The organism is Gluconobacter albidus, from assembly GCF_002723915.1.
Taxonomy (GTDB): Bacteria; Pseudomonadota; Alphaproteobacteria; order Acetobacterales; family Acetobacteraceae; genus Gluconobacter; species Gluconobacter albidus.
The window spans coordinates 1-16,160 of the sequence record NZ_BEWL01000009.1 but is presented as its reverse complement, the minus strand read 5'-3'; the positions used below and the strand labels follow the sequence as shown (position 1 = coordinate 16,160).

16 protein-coding genes are annotated in these 16,160 nt (G+C 53.2%); 5 read left to right on the top strand and 11 right to left on the bottom strand.

The features are described 5' to 3' along the window. Positions 1-242: 242 nt before the first annotated feature. From GAL01_RS10800 to GAL01_RS10760, 9 genes are all read right to left on the bottom strand, one after another. A complete protein-coding gene (locus GAL01_RS10800) occupies positions 243-527 on the bottom strand; it encodes a hypothetical protein (protein ID WP_062027797.1) in 285 nt (94 codons plus the stop codon). Then, positions 527-1,579 carry a hypothetical protein gene (locus tag GAL01_RS10795; RefSeq protein ID WP_062027799.1) on the bottom strand — a complete coding sequence of 351 codons (1,053 nt, stop codon included), beginning with the start codon at positions 1,577-1,579 and terminating at the stop codon, positions 527-529. The genes GAL01_RS10800 and GAL01_RS10795 overlap by 1 nt, the downstream gene beginning before the upstream one ends. A 283-nt stretch (positions 1,580-1,862) precedes the next feature. Continuing rightward, complete coding sequence (locus GAL01_RS10790; protein WP_062027801.1) at positions 1,863-2,615, bottom strand: class I SAM-dependent methyltransferase; 753 nt, start codon at positions 2,613-2,615, stop codon at positions 1,863-1,865. A 151-nt stretch (positions 2,616-2,766) separates the two neighbouring features. Beyond that, on the bottom strand, positions 2,767-3,846 hold the full coding sequence (locus GAL01_RS10785) for an IS5 family transposase (RefSeq protein WP_062027803.1): 1,080 nt from the start codon (positions 3,844-3,846) through the stop codon (positions 2,767-2,769). A gap of 198 nt (positions 3,847-4,044) precedes the next feature. Next, positions 4,045-4,548, bottom strand: a complete 504-nt coding sequence (gene moaB / locus GAL01_RS10780; RefSeq protein ID WP_082790621.1) for a molybdenum cofactor biosynthesis protein B — start codon at positions 4,546-4,548, stop codon at positions 4,045-4,047. An 18-nt stretch (positions 4,549-4,566) separates the two neighbouring features. Beyond that, a complete protein-coding gene (locus GAL01_RS10775; protein ID WP_231865226.1) occupies positions 4,567-6,666 on the bottom strand; it encodes a S46 family peptidase in 2,100 nt (699 codons plus the stop codon). Positions 6,667-7,028: 362 nt separating this feature from the next. Continuing rightward, positions 7,029-8,846: a threonine--tRNA ligase gene (gene thrS / locus GAL01_RS10770; protein ID WP_231865227.1), complete on the bottom strand. Its 1,818-nt coding sequence runs from the start codon at positions 8,844-8,846 to the stop codon at positions 7,029-7,031. 91 nt (positions 8,847-8,937) lie between these two features. After that, the gene (locus GAL01_RS10765; RefSeq protein ID WP_231865230.1) at positions 8,938-9,420 is read right to left on the bottom strand and encodes a Fur family transcriptional regulator; all 483 of its coding nucleotides are present in this window, start codon (positions 9,418-9,420) and stop codon (positions 8,938-8,940) included. Positions 9,421-9,431: 11 nt separating this feature from the next. Next, positions 9,432-10,133 carry a DUF1826 domain-containing protein gene (locus GAL01_RS10760; RefSeq protein WP_082790622.1) on the bottom strand — a complete coding sequence of 234 codons (702 nt, stop codon included), beginning with the start codon at positions 10,131-10,133 and terminating at the stop codon, positions 9,432-9,434. A 93-nt stretch (positions 10,134-10,226) separates the two neighbouring features. On the opposite strand from GAL01_RS10760, the gene folE reads away from it, so the two are divergent. The 5 genes from folE to GAL01_RS10735 are packed head-to-tail and all read left to right on the top strand — an operon-like array spanning position 10,227 to position 14,354. Beyond that, complete coding sequence (gene folE, locus GAL01_RS10755; RefSeq protein WP_231865228.1) at positions 10,227-10,826, top strand: GTP cyclohydrolase I FolE; 600 nt, start codon at positions 10,227-10,229, stop codon at positions 10,824-10,826. Next, a complete protein-coding gene (gene hisI / locus GAL01_RS10750) occupies positions 10,826-11,332 on the top strand; it encodes a phosphoribosyl-AMP cyclohydrolase (protein ID WP_099253251.1) in 507 nt (168 codons plus the stop codon). Before folE ends, hisI begins: the two co-directional genes overlap by 1 nt. 13 nt (positions 11,333-11,345) lie before the next feature. Next, on the top strand, positions 11,346-12,575 hold the full coding sequence (gene zigA, locus GAL01_RS10745) for a zinc metallochaperone GTPase ZigA (protein WP_062027815.1): 1,230 nt from the start codon (positions 11,346-11,348) through the stop codon (positions 12,573-12,575). Positions 12,576-12,611: 36 nt separating this feature from the next. Beyond that, positions 12,612-13,775, top strand: coding sequence for an S-(hydroxymethyl)glutathione dehydrogenase/class III alcohol dehydrogenase (locus GAL01_RS10740; RefSeq protein ID WP_062027817.1), 1,164 nt, complete (start codon positions 12,612-12,614; stop codon positions 13,773-13,775). A 51-nt stretch (positions 13,776-13,826) separates the two neighbouring features. Continuing rightward, entirely contained in the window at positions 13,827-14,354 is a 528-nt protein-coding gene (locus tag GAL01_RS10735; protein WP_231865229.1) for an LbetaH domain-containing protein, read from the top strand. Between the two features lie 294 nt (positions 14,355-14,648). On the opposite strand, the gene GAL01_RS15485 is transcribed toward GAL01_RS10735, so the two are convergent. Beyond that, the gene (locus GAL01_RS15485) at positions 14,649-14,951 is read right to left on the bottom strand and encodes a ferredoxin reductase domain-containing protein (protein ID WP_145995622.1); all 303 of its coding nucleotides are present in this window, start codon (positions 14,949-14,951) and stop codon (positions 14,649-14,651) included. 9 nt (positions 14,952-14,960) lie between these two features. Beyond that, complete coding sequence (locus GAL01_RS10730; protein WP_082790623.1) at positions 14,961-15,809, bottom strand: MOSC domain-containing protein; 849 nt, start codon at positions 15,807-15,809, stop codon at positions 14,961-14,963. Between the last annotated feature and the right edge of the window lie 351 nt (positions 15,810-16,160).

Sequence of the window (16,160 nt, the reverse complement as noted above, 5' to 3'; positions counted from 1 at the left end):
TTCTGGCACCCACAAATCTAGGCACTCACACCAGCCATGAAGGCGATGTCGGCCTGTCAGTTCTGTTCTTGATGAGGCAAGCAGGCCGTCTGACAGGGCAGTGCGGCGGGTCTGATGTGAAGCGCACAGACTAAGTTTCTTGCCGTGCTGGCTCATTGTGTTTGGGAGACAGTAACGCAAGCTCGTTGAGCCCCATCTTGGTTCGCGGAAGTCGGACCTCGTTGCGAATCTAAACTTTGCGCTCAATTCTTCTTCTGTGGAAAGGCCAAGGCCTCGTAGCCAACCTGGTCGAGCGTACAGTCAACTAGCTTCAGAAAACTCGTCTTGTTCAAGCCAAGCTGTCGCGCCATTTGTCCGAGCAGGGGATCACCGATTGTTTTGTGCGACTGTCCCATACTCATTTTGGTCTTCTTGATCGTCTTTCGACCAGCGAGATTGTGGTAGATGTAATATTGATGATCGCCGTTATCACGCTTGAAGCCCTTACGTTGCAAAGAAGCGTCAATGTCCTTCCGATCTCTTGTCATTAGTCAATGGACCTAAAACGAGAAAGTAGGTGTCGCTTAACTTCAACTGCCTCGTCATCGAGTTCGTCGTCGTCGGCCTGAGCGTATTGCCGCCAAACTAGGTCAAGCTCTGACATTACGCCTACGCGAAGCTCGGACAGGTTATCGACGACGACATCAATGCCTAGCTGAGAATCCGTGAAACCGAACAGTCGATCGACCCAGTAGACAGTTACAGGCAAGCTGATGGGACGATTTGTCCAGAATACTGTGCCGCCCGATGTAAAGTGATCAATGGATTGAAGATGCGGCTCAAGTTCCACGATGTTATAAATTTCATCGAATGAACTTATGTCACCACGAGCATTGGTCTTAGGACGACCGCTAATTTTGAGCCGCTTGCGGACGTTGGTTTGGAGCCAGCTTTCCAGCTGGAGTGGATAGTCCATGCGAAGCGCAGGGTTTGATCCCGGCTTGATCGTCATAATTGTTTGTTGATAGTCGATGGCCCGTAGCTTTCCCACCACCGTTTCCTCATCGATAGCAGGTGGTCGGGGAGTGTCATACGTCCTCAGTAGACTTCGCGCACGATCAGCCTTGAATGCAAAGGGGCCGCGCGTACCGGCGCGGATCATTATTTCCAGCCCGCTATCTTCTGGAGGAAGTAAGCCGGTCGCCGCTTTGGCTAAGAACCAACGCTCCCGAGCATTTGGAATCACAGATTTAAGCCGCGTATCTTCGCCACTATCGAAGGCGCGCAAAGTTGCAAGCAGCTTCTCTCGAGCAGCGAAAGAGGAACTGCTCATTTCACCGGCCTGTGAGGCAACAGTAAAAGGCTGAATATGGCTGCCCTTTCGAGGCGCGCGGCACACGACGGCGTACTCGCGCTTTACCTTGACGGTAGGCTTCAACCGCTCGCTCAAGACGCGCCCATCAGCACTCATTCCGATGATATAGACCATGCGTTGGAGCGCGTTGAGCGACGCGATCACGGCCTCTGCCGGAGCCCCGTGCAATCTCTGCACAGGAACCCCGTCGAATTTCAGTTCAAGGTCAATATCTTTCTCGGCCACCTGGCTGCTTGCCTAATTCGCTCTGTGGGTTTTCACAGAGAACGTAAGATCATGATAACCGACAGACCTAGAGAAGCAAAGAGGAAGCAGACCGGAAGCTGTCGGTCTGCTTTATGTCCGCTATGCGGAATTCACTTCATAATGTGGCATGTCCGACATGAGGCGATAGCTGCCTGTCTGCTTTTGTATCATTGGGCAGACAGGCAGTTTAGGAGGAAAATCCGACGTTCACACTTGAATGAGTCTATTTCTTTGGCACAAAAAATAGACTCATTCGGATAAATTAACGTTCCGGCTTGATAAATACGAAGATGAACTGATCGGTCTTTCCTCGAATGGCAGGATCAAAAACTTTGAGATGATGATCATCATCAGGATTTGAAAGTAATTTACTTTCAGATTTCAAGGTAAAGCCCGCATTCAGAATGGCTTTTTTGGCGACTTCCGGATCAATCCGGTGCAAAGTGTTCGTCTCACTGAGGCCTGTTCCTGGGGCGGCCACATGATCAATGACAACAAAGCGGCCACCAGGTTTCAGGAGATCAAAAACCTGTTTGCTGAATGCGGTGATATCTACGTTGCCCAGAAATGGAGTTGGTAGATCATGAAGGTTCTGAGACGTGAAGAATACGTCCACAGGGGCTGGCAAGGTGAGATGAGCAAGGTCATCAGGGACAGCCACTACGTTGTTTGCCCCTGATGCCTCGACAAGCGATTTCATGCGGGTTTCGCCCTTTGATCCTGGAGCGACCATACCGGCTGGCCATATATCCAGCACCTTACCTTCAGGGCCAACAATACCAGAGAAAATACGGGTCCAATAACCACCTCCCGGCAGAAAATCAGCAACATGCTCGCTTGGCTTGATCTCAGCCAGCGCAGCAATTTCAGCTCCGTGTCGACGGGTATCATCCGCTCTGTCGCTCTGGCGAATTGGAGCAGTCATTGCAGACGAGATATAATTTTCTAAGGGGGCGGCATAAGCTACAGAAGACGCCAGAAGCGTGATCACGGCGGCTGAGACTGCTTTGCGCATAATTATGATCCAATCATCTGGAGGGATCGAAGAACCGTTGATTGATGTGCTTGGCCGGTAATTTCTGGGTTTTGACGCTTTGATTGACGGTTTTTGCGATGGCATCCGGTCTGCGTTTTGAGCGGATCGGTGGGTGTTACCCTCTGGATGGCTACGCGGCGACGTTTATCCGCTCCAGGAAGAGGAGGCGGCGCATGTTGTAGACGATATTGGCCAGGCCGATCCGCATGGTGGCCCGGGTAATACCCACGGTTCGGACGAACAACCCGGTCTGCGATTTCTGGTCAGCAAAGACATGCTCGACGCGCGAGCGGATCACTGATTTCCCTGCATTGGACCGCTGAATATGGCGGGACATGGGCTTGAGATGCGGCTTTTTGCGATGAACCCTGGAGACAAAGCCCTGCTTTTCCATGAAGTCTTCGTTGGCTTTGGAGCGATAAGCAGTGTCTGCCCAGACGCTTGAGGCCGTATTGGTTTTATCCAGCAGCCCCTCTCTCAATCGCGCACCATCACTGGCAGCGGCATCCGTTGTCTTCCATTTTCGGATGAACCGGTATTTCCGATCGATAGAAATGTGCGATTTATAGCCAAAGAACGGGATAGCGAGATCCGTTGCGGGGATTGTTCCGTCATCCTGCCGTTTTGCCTTCGTGAACTTCAGTGTCCAGCGCGCATGACAATCCTTGTGCGACAGCTTTGACGGCTTGTCCTGCCAGTTTTCGGGAATACGGCCTGCCCGGAGATCGGCTTTTTCTGCATTGGTGTTCCGCTGCTTTGGAGCAGCCACCAGTGTGGCATCCAGGATCTGGCCTGACATCGGTAAATACCCGGCGTTGCGCAGGGTCGCGTCAAAGCGGTTGAACAGACCCTCGATCGCTCCCGACTGGGTCAGGCGTTCACGAAACAGCCAGACCGTTTTGGCATCAGGCACCCGATCTGAAAGCGCCAGCCCAAGGAAACGCATAAAGGAGAGGCGGTCGTTGATCAGATATTCTGTCCGCTCATCAGACAGATTGTTGAGCGTCTGGATCACCAGAATTTTGAACATTAGCACCGGATCAAATGGCGGTCGTCCGCCTTTACTCCCGTCTGAATAGGCCAGAGCCTTCTCCAGATCAGGACGGAACACTTCAAAATCCACAGTCCGGGAAAACGCTTCGAGTTGATCACCCAGCCCGCTTAAGCGGGCCAACCGCTCTTCAACATCAAAGAAACCCGGCTGCTTCATCTGCCATCATCCCCAATCAACGCAGGAGAGATGGAATCACAAAGGCAGCCTCAAAACCAGAGGGGTTTTCGAACCCTCCATCTGCTCAAAATACAGATCAAAAGCGCCCACGAAAACCGTTAATCAGCACGCCCAAGGCACCAAATCAAAACCATGGACATCAATTAACGGCTTTTCGATCCTCCCACATAATTTTTCTCATATCCTTGAAATAATATCGACAAAATTACACGGCTTATGATCGCTATTTAGCTGGTTTTTTAAAATATCATCCCACCCATCTTTCACTGCACCTGGTGATCCGGGAAGAGCAAATAGTAATTTCCCACGGGAAACTCCCGCCATTGCTCTCGATTGTATTGTAGAGGTCCCTATCTTTTTATAAGACAACATTCGAAACAACTCTCCGAAACCGGGAATGCATTTGTCTATGACGAGATTGAATGCTTCTGGAGTGACATCTCGTTTGGTTAATCCAGTTCCTCCTGTAGTAATTATGACATCAACATCCTTATTATCGATCATGACATTGAGAGCATCAGTAATCTTATCGATGTCATCTATTTCAATGGACCTATCCACAAGAACATGCCCTGCTTCTGTGACTCTGTCGGCCAATATCATACCGGAAATATCGGTTTCTAAATTCCGACTATCCGAAATGGTGAGAATTGCAATCCGAACGGGTATAGAGTTGTTCAAGTTATTATCTTTCTACTTTTATTCCGGACGCGACTTTAGCTTCCCCGACTCAAGTTCATCCGCAAGAGCATCAGCGTGATACACTGTCCTCAACGCAGCCATGATGGCACTTGTATCCGTGGAAACAGCACGATTGCGCTCGATGTCGTAATAAAGATCGCCCGCCAGGCTATCGAGGTTACCGTCAAAAATCAGGCCAACGACATCGCCTTGACGGTTAATAACAGGGGAGCCTGAATTGCCGCCGACAATGTCATTGGTCGACACATAATCAAGCTTCGTAGAGAGGTTTAGATGTGGCTTCGCATCCAACCAGACTTGCGGCAGACGGAACGGATCACTGCCCGTTGCATGTTTGTACATCCCTGCAAAATCCGTGAAGGGTGCAATGGCCTTTGCGCCATCCTGGAAGCCTTTAACCGTGCCGTAAGACAGTCGCGGCGAGAAGGTGGCATCCGGATAAAGTGTATCAGCCTTTCCTTTTGCCTGAGCACGCGCGAACTGGGCCCGTGCAATCGTACCCTGGGCTTCGTGCATCGGTGCTTCAATCTGGTCACGGCTGCGATTGCGGATCGTGTCCAGAACCGGCTGTAAGTGACGTGCCAGAACGATCATTGGATCTTTGGATGCTTCAATGGCCTTGACGCCACCTTTGTAAAGCGCAAGACGCTCTGCGGGATCCGCCAGTTTCGTGCCCTGTATCAGTTCTACGGCGCGCTCATCCGGGCTTTTTGTTCCCAGAATCAGATGGACCGCTGCATCATCCTCCCCCAGTATCTGGCGCATGGTCGTCATACCTAACGCCAAAGTCGTAGTTTCCAATTCAGTATGCACCGGCACTTTCGCAGCGATCTCGGTTTCAAGTGCGGCTAATTCCGCATCATGGTAACCGGCCCGACGCTCTGTATCTGGCTTCTTTCGTTCATGCGCCGCTGACACCAGCATAACAGCGTCTCCCAGCAGACCATGAACTGTGCGTGTTATGGCAAAATCATGCACATAATACTGACGCTGCACAGCAAGAGCGGCTTCCACTTTTTTGTACGGATCACCATAAGTCTTGCGACGTTCTGCATCTGCGTCAATCCACGCCTGTAGGGCTTGATCTTCCGCCTCGCGCTTTTCTATCACTTCAGGTTCGCGCAAAGCCTTTGCTGTACCAGACAGAGATTTCAGTGCGTTCTGAACACCGAAAAGCGTATTTTGTGCGTCAATTAGGTGGGTCTTGCTTTCTCTGGAATACTGCCACAGCGCTCCTTCAAGGGTCGAATAAGCGGCAATAATGGTTGGCAGGCTGACATCTCGTTGAAATGTCAAGACGCTGGCCGGAAGGGAGCGTTGTGTGCGTCCTGGGTTTCCGGATGTGAAGACCAGATCACCAGCCTTGGGGCCCTTTGGATCGAATTTAAAAAACGGCGTATGAACCGGCTTTCCGTCTTCAAACACCCGCAGCATCGATAGATCAATATCATAACGCGGGAATGTAAAGTTATCGGGATCACCACCAAAGAATGCTATATCCTGATCGGGCGCCATCACGAGACGGACATCCTGATAACGGCGGTAGCGATAAAGCGCCGTCTGTCCACCATGATAGAGTGTCACGACATCGCAACGCCAGTGTGAGGCATCACCCACCGCGCATTCCTTGGTCAGGACACTATTGGCAACCTGCAAAGCCTTGGCATATTCCGCGCCATGTTTTCCTGCGGTCATTTCTGCGACACGACCCGTTACATCTTTCACCTGATCCAGACGATCCAGTTCCATTCCCGGACACTTAGGCTCTTTTGAGACCTCTGGAGCCGAGAAACCATCATGGAAATAATCGTGATTTTTATCAGACAGATCCGTGAGACACGTATTGGCACAATGATGATTTGTCATCACCAAACCATCACCTGATACGAACGAGGCAGAGCAGCCTTCCGCCAAGCGTGCCGAAGACTGAATGACATGATTAATCCATTCTACAGAGGGTTCAAACCCATATTGCTGCTTCATCTGACGCACAGGCAAATGATCAAACGTCCACATGCCTTCTTCAGCCTGAGCGGATCCAATAAACGCAGGAATAACCGCAAACAAAATTGATTTTTTTCTCATAAATAAACCCAACTAAAAGACCTTAAAGATACGTTAATATAAATTTTCTTAACGTTTTACATTGTAATAATTCCCGTTCCTTGTTTAACGAGTTGTAGTTTGTTGATTCGCGTCGAAAAATTTTATTTTCGGTGGCAACAAATACGTTATAACATAACGAATAGCCCTACCTCTCAATGTTCGTCAAGCATGAGACTAACGCATTCGATCCCAGACTTAAGTTGCGTAGAAATAATCAAGCGTTTCTGTGTATCGATTAGGCTTTCGAAATCGACGTCGGGAAGTAGTTAGAAATTCAGGAATTATTATAAATATTGTTCGTATAATAATTTATCCCGATGATGCCTCACAACCAAAGAAATCGTATCTACAAGCTAAAAGACTTGTGCCAAACGAGACTCCGATGCTTTGGAGATTAAATTGATAGCGGAGTCCATATCCAACATTGGTGTTTCTGAGCTTCCATATTCCCGGATAGACACGGTGCCTGCCTGTGCTTCCTTCTTCCCGACGATCAGCAACATGGGTACTTTCGCGAGGCTGTGTTCGCGGATTTTGTAAGCGATTTTTTCATTGCGCAAATCGGGCTCTGCTCGGACTCCACGTTGGCGGAGCGCTTTAATCAGATCGACTGCGTAATCGTTCGCAGCGCCGGTGATTGTTGCCACCACGACCTGAATGGGTGCAAGCCAGAAAGGCAGGTGGCCGGCATGGTGTTCAAGGAGAATGCCGATGAAACGTTCAAGCGAACCGAACAGGGCGCGATGCAGCATGACGGGCGGATGTTTTTCTCCATCCGCGCCAATATAATGCGCGTCCAGACGCTGAGGCAGATTGAGATCGACCTGAACGGTACCGCACTGCCAGTCCCGGCCGATTGCATCACGCAGTACGAACTCCAGCTTGGGACCGTAAAAAGCGCCTTCTCCTGGATTGCGTGTGTAGGAGAGGCCTGAAGCTTCGACCCCGCGCTGTAACGCTTCCTCCGAGCGATCCCAGATCTCGTCCGATCCGACACGTTTGTCAGGCCGGTCGGAAAATTTGATACGGACATCTTCAAAACCGAAGTCCTTATAGATCGAAAGCACGAGATGGCAGATCCGCTGCGTCTCGGCCTCCATCTGTTCCGGTGTGCAGAAAATATGTGCGTCATCCTGCGTGAATGCACGTACGCGCATCAGGCCATGCAACGCTCCTGACGGTTCAAAGCGATGGACTTTGCCGAATTCGGCCATCCGCAGGGGCAGGTCGCGATAGCTCTTCAGGCCTTGGCGGAAAACCTGCACGCCACCAGGACAGTTCATGGGTTTGAGGGCATAGATGCGCCCTTCGGTTTCGGTGGTGAACATGTTCTCCCCGAATTTTTCCCAATGGCCGGAGGCCTGCCAGAGCGACAGATCCATGATGTCGGGTGTATTGATCTCCACATAGTTCTCGGCCTTCTGACGTTCGCGCAGATAAGCGAGCAGGGTCTGGAACAGTGTCCAGCCGTTCGGATGCCAGAACACCGCGCCTGGAGCTTCGGCCTGGAAATGGAACAGATCCATCTCGCGCCCGAGACGACGATGATCACGCCGTGCTGCTGCTTCCTGACGCTGCTCCCACGCGGCGAGTTCGTCGGCATCACGACAGGCCGTTCCGTGAATCCTCTGCAGCATTGGATTGCTGCGATCACCTTTCCAGTAGGCACCAGCCGTACCGAGAAGTCGAAAGGCGTGTCCGATCTGTCCTGTGCTGACGAGATGTGGCCCTCGGCAGAGATCGACGAAGTTGCCTTGTCGATAAAAGCTCAGGGTGGCATCAGCAGGCAGGGACATGATGATCTCGGCCTTGTAGGGCTGTCCATTCTCCCTGCACCAGGACAGCGCTCTCTCGCGATCCCATTCTTCCCTGACGATTGTTTCATCACGATCAATGATCTCGTGCATGCGGGATTCGATCCGGATGAGGTCGTCATCAGTAAAAGCGTGCTCAGCCGCGAAATCGTAGAAAAATCCCTGCTCCGTGGCGGGTCCTGTCGCGAGCGCGGTATTGGGAAACAGTTCACTGACGGCCTGCGCAAGGACATGCGCTGTGTCATGGCGGATCAGGGAAAGCGCCTCAGTGTCTGAACGGAAGACAGGATCAGCCAGTTGGTCACCAGTTGTGGACGAGAGATCGTTGATAATTCCGTCCACACGGCAGGCAAGCATATCCTTTGGTTGATGGGATGAAGGACGGGAAGAGATGGTGGTCGATAACATGAGAGAGCCTTAACGGAGAAGAGCGGCGAGGGGCCGCGGTTCATTTGGGCGCGCGGGTCGGAAGCTTGTGCTTTTGTTGTGTCGGCAAGAAAGACGGGCAGACGCTGCATCGTGCGCAGACGCCCTGGACTTCGATGATCCGATGCCGGACCTGAAATCCAAGGGTCTCGGCCGCAGCGTCGATCAATTGACAGGATAGTGTATTTTCCACTGCTTGCGCGGCACCACACTGGTCGCAGATACAGTAGACAAGGCGAGAGGGGTCGTTTGTCCGGATCCGGACGAAGGCATTGCGGCTTTCGAGCCGTCCCACTAACCCGCTGGCAATCAGCTTTCCGAGAGCCCGATAAATCATAGTCGGGGCGATTCGCCGGCAATCTGGAGAGCTGACACACCGAAGGATATCGTAAGCCGAGAGTGGGACATCTGCCTTCGTCAGCACGTCGAGCACATCATTCCGTAAAGCCGTGGCCCGCCTTTTGAATGCATCGCAACCTTGAAGTGCGTCGCGAGACGGCGGCATGACACGCTCCTTCATCGGGAAATTGTATCCATCACGAGGACCGGCCCAGGTCTTGCACCGTTTGCGATATTTGCCGGGAGACGATGAAGGCATCCGGATTTGCCTTCAGCCGCCCCTTTAATGAACGCTACTGCGAACGGTGTCAGGGAACTGACAATACTACTTTTTGGATTTTGGCTGCCGCACCACTCTGGTCCAGCGCCCCCATAGGCGCAGATCAGCCGAAGTGCATCGGGGGGCAACTCGAACGCAGTCTCCTCACGGGATGGCGTTATTAGCTGGATGTGCTGCCGGACGCCTCCTGTCAGCGCACCGAACAGTGCGGCTAGGTCCCTGACATCAGTCAGGATGAGCGGAGACCAATCCTGCTGCAAAGCCGGGTTTACAAGGGAATCTGAGATTTCCGAAGGTGTGCCGGCGAGAGTGAGAGCAGATGGGGCTTGTGAGCAGTTTGTGAAAGCTCCTTCCCATGTTGCCGGAATCCGGCGCCCCCACACGACCATATCGACATCCGGTCGCTGCAGATCCATCAAGACTGTCGCGTGAGCACAGGCGACCACATGCGGTGCAAGACGGCCCAGAGTACTGTTTTCCGGCGGGTCGATCGTTGGCGCGGGCCAGCTCTCCATGAACAGCACGGCGCCGAGGCTTTCTTGCGGTGCGCGTACGGTCATATCCGTCGAGGCGGGATGTTGCTGTGAGGGAGGAGACATGGTTCCCGAGCTTGACGATGAGTGGCGAACGTCCCTATGGTTACGTTATAACATAACATAGTCAATAGCAGATAAACCTCAATGGACACACTGATGGACATTCCACGACAAGTGCGAACCCGGCCGACCCGGGCTCAGGCGGAAGAGGCGGTGCGAACCCTGCTCGCCTGGACCGGTGATGATCCTGATCGCGAGGGGCTTGTCGGTACGCCTGACCGCGTGGTGCGGGCCTATGAGGAGTTTTTCGAGGGATATCAGGACGACCCGGTCGCTCTTCTGGAGCGGACCTTCGAAGAGAGCGGTAACTACAACGAGATGGTGGTGTTACGCGATATCCGTCTGGAATCCCATTGCGAGCATCATATCATTCCGCTGATCGGTAAGGCGCATGTGGCGTATCTGCCCGACAAGCGGGTAGTTGGCATCAGCAAGCTGGCGCGTCTCGTGGACGTCTTCGCCCATCGTCTACAGATCCAGGAAAAACTGACGGCCCAGATCGCGGATACAATCCAGGGCGTGCTTCAACCGCGTGGCGTCGCGGTCGTGATCGACGCGGCTCACCAGTGCATGACCACACGCGGAGTACATAAGCCAGGCGTGAGTATGGTGACCAGCCGCCTGCTGGGCGAGTTCGAGACGTCGGAATCTCTGCGACGCCAGTTCTTCACCATGACGGGAATGGGGGGCGTGTGATGGGCACAACTGTATCTTCTGTGTCCACGGCATTTGGGTCGCGCGTCTCAATTGAGCAGGTCGAGGAGGGGAGCGATCTCGCCCCACGTTTCGACGCCAGCGGACTGCTGACCGTGGTCACAACGGACGCAGAAAGCGGTGATGTCATGATGGTTGGCGTCATGAACGCAGAGGCGCTCGCACGCACTATCGCAACCCGTGAGGCGCATTACTGGAGCCGGAGCCGTCAGTGTCTCTGGCGAAAGGGCGCCACGAGCGGGCTGGTCCAGCATGTCCTCGAAATGCGGATCGACGACGATCAGGACGCGATCTGGCTGCGCGTTCACACTGCGGGCACAGGAGTGAACTGCCATGTGGGTTATCGAAGCTGTTTTTATCGGCGTGTTGATCTCACTTCTGAGGAAGGCATTCCGTCATCATCGGCAGCACTCCTCTTTTGCGAAACGCACAAAATATTCGATCCGCTCGCCGTCTATGGCGACGCCCCAAACCCGACAAAGCTTTAGAGGAAAAATCCCCATGGATGACCAACTTCCCGTTACCGTGCTGTCCGGCTTTCTTGGCGCGGGAAAGACGACTTTGCTCAATCACGTACTGAATAACCGCCAGGGCTATAAGGTCGCGGTCATCGTGAATGATATGAGCGAGGTCAACATTGACGCCGCTCTGGTGCGCGAGGGCGGCAGCAATCTGTCGCGTACCGATGAAAAGTTGGTTGAAATGACCAATGGCTGCATTTGCTGCACGCTGCGCGACGATTTGTTGCAGGAAGTACGGAGGCTCGCAGAGGAGCGGAAATTCGATTATCTGCTCATTGAATCTACAGGCATTGCGGAACCGCTGCCCGTAGCCGCAACGTTTGAGTTTCGTGACGAGAGTGGCGTCAGCCTGAGCGATATCGCACGACTGGATACGATGGTGACGGTCGTTGATGCGGTCAATCTCCTGCGCGATTATTCTTCCAGCGATTTCCTGAAGGATCGGGGTGAAACGGCCGGGGAGGACGACGAGCGTGCCCTGGTCGATCTGCTCGTCCAGCAGATCGAGTTTGCGGATGTCGTGGTGATCAACAAAGTCTCCACCGCTACACCGGATCAGGTTGATGCGGCGAGGCAGATCATTCGTGCGTTGAATTCGGACGCTGATATCATCGAGACCGACATGGGGTCTGTTCCTGTTGAGCGGATCCTGAATACAGGCCGTTTCGATTACGACAAGGCACATCAGCATCCGTTGTGGTTCAAGGAACTTTACGGCTTTTCCAGCCATGTTCCTGAAACAGACGAATATGGCATCCGTAATTTTGTCTATCGTGCGCGCCGTCCGTTCCAACCAGCGGAATTCCAGGCCTTCCTTGATCGGAGTTGGCCTGGCGTCGTACGCGCCAAGGGCCATTTCTGGTTAGCTACGCGCCCGGACTGGGTAGGTGAAATGAGTCAGGCTGGAGCCCTGGTGCGAAGCGAGGCGATGGGGCTGTGGTGGGCGGCGATCCCGAAAAATCAGTGGCCGGATACTGATCAGTGGCGGGACTTCGTATTGGGAAACTGGGATCCGGTCTTCGGCGACCGTCGTCAGGAAATCGTCTTCATCGGCAATGGAGATATGGATGAATCCGGACTTCGGCAGGAACTTGATGCCTGTCTTGTTCCAGATCTCGGAGACACCCCTTTTGAGCCGTCGCGCTATGCACGCCTCCCTGATCCCTTTCCTCTTTGGCGTCGCCAGTCGGAAAGCCTTGAGTCGGCCTGAACGAATTCCCACACGCTATTATTGAGGAATATTTTCATGAAAACCCGAGCTGCAATTGCGTGGGAACCTAACATGCCGCTTGAGATCGATCTGGTTGATCTCGAAGGCCCGAAAGACGGCGAGGTTCTGGTCCGCATCGTGACCACGAGCCTGTGTCATACGGATATGTTTACCCTGTCGGGGCATGATCCGGAAGGACGTTTTCCATGTATTCTCGGTCACGAGGGGGTGGGGATCGTCGAGGATGTGGGTAAAGGTGTTACCTCTGTCGCTCCGGGTGATCATGTCATTCCGCTCTATATTCCCGAAGACCCGAACTGCCCGATGATCCGTTCGGGCAAAACCAATCTCTGCTCGACTATCCGCGAGACACAGGCGCTCGGTCTGATGCCAGACGGCACCAGCCGTTTTTCATACAAGGGCCGCCAGATCTTTCATTACATGGGCACCAGCACGTTCAGCGAATATACCGTGCTGCCCGAAATTGCCGTGGCGAAGATCACCAAAGAGGCGCCGCTTGCGAAAGCCAGCGTCATGGGCTGCGCCGTCCCGACAGGTATGGGAGCCGTGCGGAACGCTGCGAAAGTGGAAGCGGGATCGACTGTTGCCGTCTTTGGTCTCGGTGCGATCGGCATGGCCGTCATTCAGGGGGCTGTCATGGCCGGTGCTGCAAGGGTCATCGGCATCGACACCAATCCGGCGAAGTTCCTGCTGGCCCGAAATCTGGGGGCGACCGATCTCGTCAATCCGACCGATCATACCGATCCAATCCAGAAAGTTATCGTGGAGATGACGGGTGGCGGCGTGGATTATTCCTTTGAGGCGATCGGTAGGGTCGATGTCATGCGAGCGGCCCTTGAGTGTTGCCATAAAGGCTGGGGTGAATGCACAGTCATCGGTGTCGCTGGGGCTGGCGAGGAGATCTCGACGCGGCCTTTCCAGCTGATCACGGGACGGGTCTGGCGGGGCACGGCCTTTGGGGGGGTAAAAGGGCGTTCGCAGTTACCCGGTATGGTCGATGAATGGCTGGCGGGGAAGTTTAGCGTTGACCCTTACATCACCCACAACATGACTCATGATCGGATCAATACGGCATTTGACCTTCTGCATCGGGGAGAGGCCATTCGCTCTGTCATGCACTATCAGCCGGGCGAAACCCTGTCGAATAACCTGCCTGGCGTCATTCTGAATGATCTTTAAGGAAGATGAAACGTGGCTATGCTGAGACCTAATCCACGTGGTGATTTTCCCGTGGTTTCTGAAAGTGCCTTTGTCGATCCGACCGCGATCCTGTGCGGTCATGTGATTGTCGAGGACAATGTGTTCATCGGTCCTTATGCTGTTATTCGTGCCGATGAAGCCGATGAAAATGGCCATGTCGAGCCTATCCTGATCGGGAGTGGATCAAACATTCAGGATGGTGTTGTCATCCACTCGAAAGACGGCGCGGCCGTGACGATCGGGTCGCGCACGTCCATTGCACATCGCTCGATCATTCACGGTCCTTGCGCTGTTGGAGACGAGGTATTCATTGGCTTCAATTCCGTGATCTTCAACTGCACGGTCGAGCGTGGCTGCGTTGTGAGGCATAATTCCGTTGTCGAAGACTGCGTCTTGCCGGAGCAGTTTTATATTCCGTCCACGACAACAATTCATTCGAATACAGATCTATTGACGATTACGCAGGTCACTCAGGATGCGACGGCATTTTCTGAGAGCGTCGCGGAGATGAATGTTAGTCTGGCACACTCCTATCGACGTATCGCCAATCAACTTTAAAACTCCCGTCAAGGGACGCAATTAAAGAGGTACGAACCAATTTTGGCGGAATGGGGACCTTATTCTCCTAGAAAAACCGGAGGGTTTTTAGAGCCCTCCGGTTTGTCGGTTCGGTGAACACCACGGGTGCCAAAAAATCCAGTTGGAACCGCATATCTGGCGATCATCTGCTAAGTGGACACTATCGTACCATGAGCAGTGGCCCACGAGGTTTTGCCTGACACGCCAGGATGTAGCCCGCCTTCTTGTCTGCCGCCGATAGACCGACTTCGCAACCGGTTGTGATGGTGCCTTTTATGAGCTTGACTTTGCAGTGTAGGTTGTGCCCGATAGCGAGAAGCTGATCGGATATTCCTTGGTGTCCGGCAGGCTATCTCCGTGCGACAGAACGCCGCCGAACGATTCACAGGCGATCCGTTCAGGTGAAGTCCCGAGTTCATCACACAATACAAGCGCCGCGGCGACCATAGCAACTGGGCCGCAAATACGCATATGATGATCGGCGATAAAACGGAAGGGAAGCCGTTCACCTACCAGCGGGCGTCGTCTGAACGAACGGATATCTGGCGTTTCGGCTCGCACGTGAATGATATACATGGTGCCCGCTCAGAATCCTGCGGGGCGTTTGTTTTCTTCCAACGCCGTGCATGCCGCTGCATTGTTATACGTTGTAACGATATCGTTCAGTGCGATCCTTGTGTTAACGCCGGTGCGTGCTGACCGAGTATTGATCGCTACACGAAAAAAATGATTAAAGCGCGCGGGATTAGACCATGCCGGCTGCGTCCGGCGCCTGTACTCTGCGAAGCGGCGGGCAAAAGCATTGTCTCTCTGACCAGTTAGCGGATCGCGAGACGGCACGACACAACGCTGACAGGGGTTTATTCCCAACCACTCTGTGCCACCAAGGTGAAACTCGACTTCGTCTCCAAGTCCTCCGAACAGTGCATCTTCCCAAAAAGCCGGGACGCCCCCGATCTCGATATTGGTCCGAAAGCGGGCCCGAACTTGCTCGACTGGCAACCCGAACCATATTCCAATCGCCTCTAGCGTCGCAACGCTGATGATAGTCGGACCAGGCGAATCCGTATCATCAGGATGTCCCGTAGTGGTATCCGCCCGAAGGTGGACTGGAAAACCGAAAAACCGACTTAGCCATGCCTCTATTGGTCTTGCAGTGCCATCAAGATTGAACAGAACAGTAGGCAGACCTCGACCAGAGTCATCTCGTAGGCTTACGGTCCGTTTATCAAGATCGAAACCAGCGCGGATGCGATGAATCTCTGCGTGGTTCTTGCCGTTAACCACACGCCCCTGTGCGTCAAATAGAGCCCAGCACCGGTCGTCTGCCAAGGCCCCGCTAGTAAGAACCCGCGCATTTGTGACTCCCACCGGATCCAATGATTTAATCGGAAAGATCAGAATGCGGGAGATAAACGGAACCGGTCTGGTCATTTTTCATAATCTCGCGAGGAAATTTCAGATGTTAGAAACTATGTTGGAGTGGCGGATCTAATACGTCATGGCAGCCTTGTTTTGAGGACTGTATTGGTGATTGCAATGAGACGCCGTACGATAGCGACGATCACCAGTTTGTGTGGTTTACCCGGTTGTTTCATGGGTTTGGAAACATCTTTCAGAAGGGTTTATGGTACGCAGTTGCCAATCCTGCCGGAAACAGGGGCTGACGGAGAAATCTTCCTCCTCTGGAAATGACACGTTTTCTATGCATCACGCCATTGTCATGAGCCATTGGTGCAAGTCCGGCCATGGCAGAGGCTTCTGTTGCCAGAATACGATCAAGGG

Bases quoted from the DNA above. Each gene is read 5' to 3' on its own strand.
- GAL01_RS10800 (WP_062027797.1), bottom strand. From the start codon at position 527: ATGACAAGAGATCGGAAGGACATTGACGCTTCTTTGCAACGTAAGGGC.
- GAL01_RS10790 (WP_062027801.1), bottom strand. From the start codon at position 2,615: ATGCGCAAAGCAGTCTCAGCCGCCGTGATCACGCTTCTGGCGTCTTCT.
- GAL01_RS10785 (WP_062027803.1), bottom strand. From the start codon at position 3,846: ATGAAGCAGCCGGGTTTCTTTGATGTTGAAGAGCGGTTGGCCCGCTTA.
- thrS (WP_231865227.1), bottom strand. From the start codon at position 8,846: ATGCTTGCCTGCCGTGTGGACGGAATTATCAACGATCTCTCGTCCACA.
- GAL01_RS10765 (WP_231865230.1), bottom strand. From the start codon at position 9,420: ATGCCGCCGTCTCGCGACGCACTTCAAGGTTGCGATGCATTCAAAAGG.
- GAL01_RS10760 (WP_082790622.1), bottom strand. From the start codon at position 10,133: ATGTCTCCTCCCTCACAGCAACATCCCGCCTCGACGGATATGACCGTA.
- folE (WP_231865228.1), top strand. From the start codon at position 10,227: ATGGACATTCCACGACAAGTGCGAACCCGGCCGACCCGGGCTCAGGCG.
- hisI (WP_099253251.1), top strand. From the start codon at position 10,826: ATGGGCACAACTGTATCTTCTGTGTCCACGGCATTTGGGTCGCGCGTC.
- zigA (WP_062027815.1), top strand. From the start codon at position 11,346: ATGGATGACCAACTTCCCGTTACCGTGCTGTCCGGCTTTCTTGGCGCG.
- GAL01_RS10740 (WP_062027817.1), top strand. From the start codon at position 12,612: ATGAAAACCCGAGCTGCAATTGCGTGGGAACCTAACATGCCGCTTGAG.
- GAL01_RS15485 (WP_145995622.1), bottom strand. From the start codon at position 14,951: ATGTATATCATTCACGTGCGAGCCGAAACGCCAGATATCCGTTCGTTC.
- GAL01_RS10730 (WP_082790623.1), bottom strand. From the start codon at position 15,809: ATGACCAGACCGGTTCCGTTTATCTCCCGCATTCTGATCTTTCCGATT.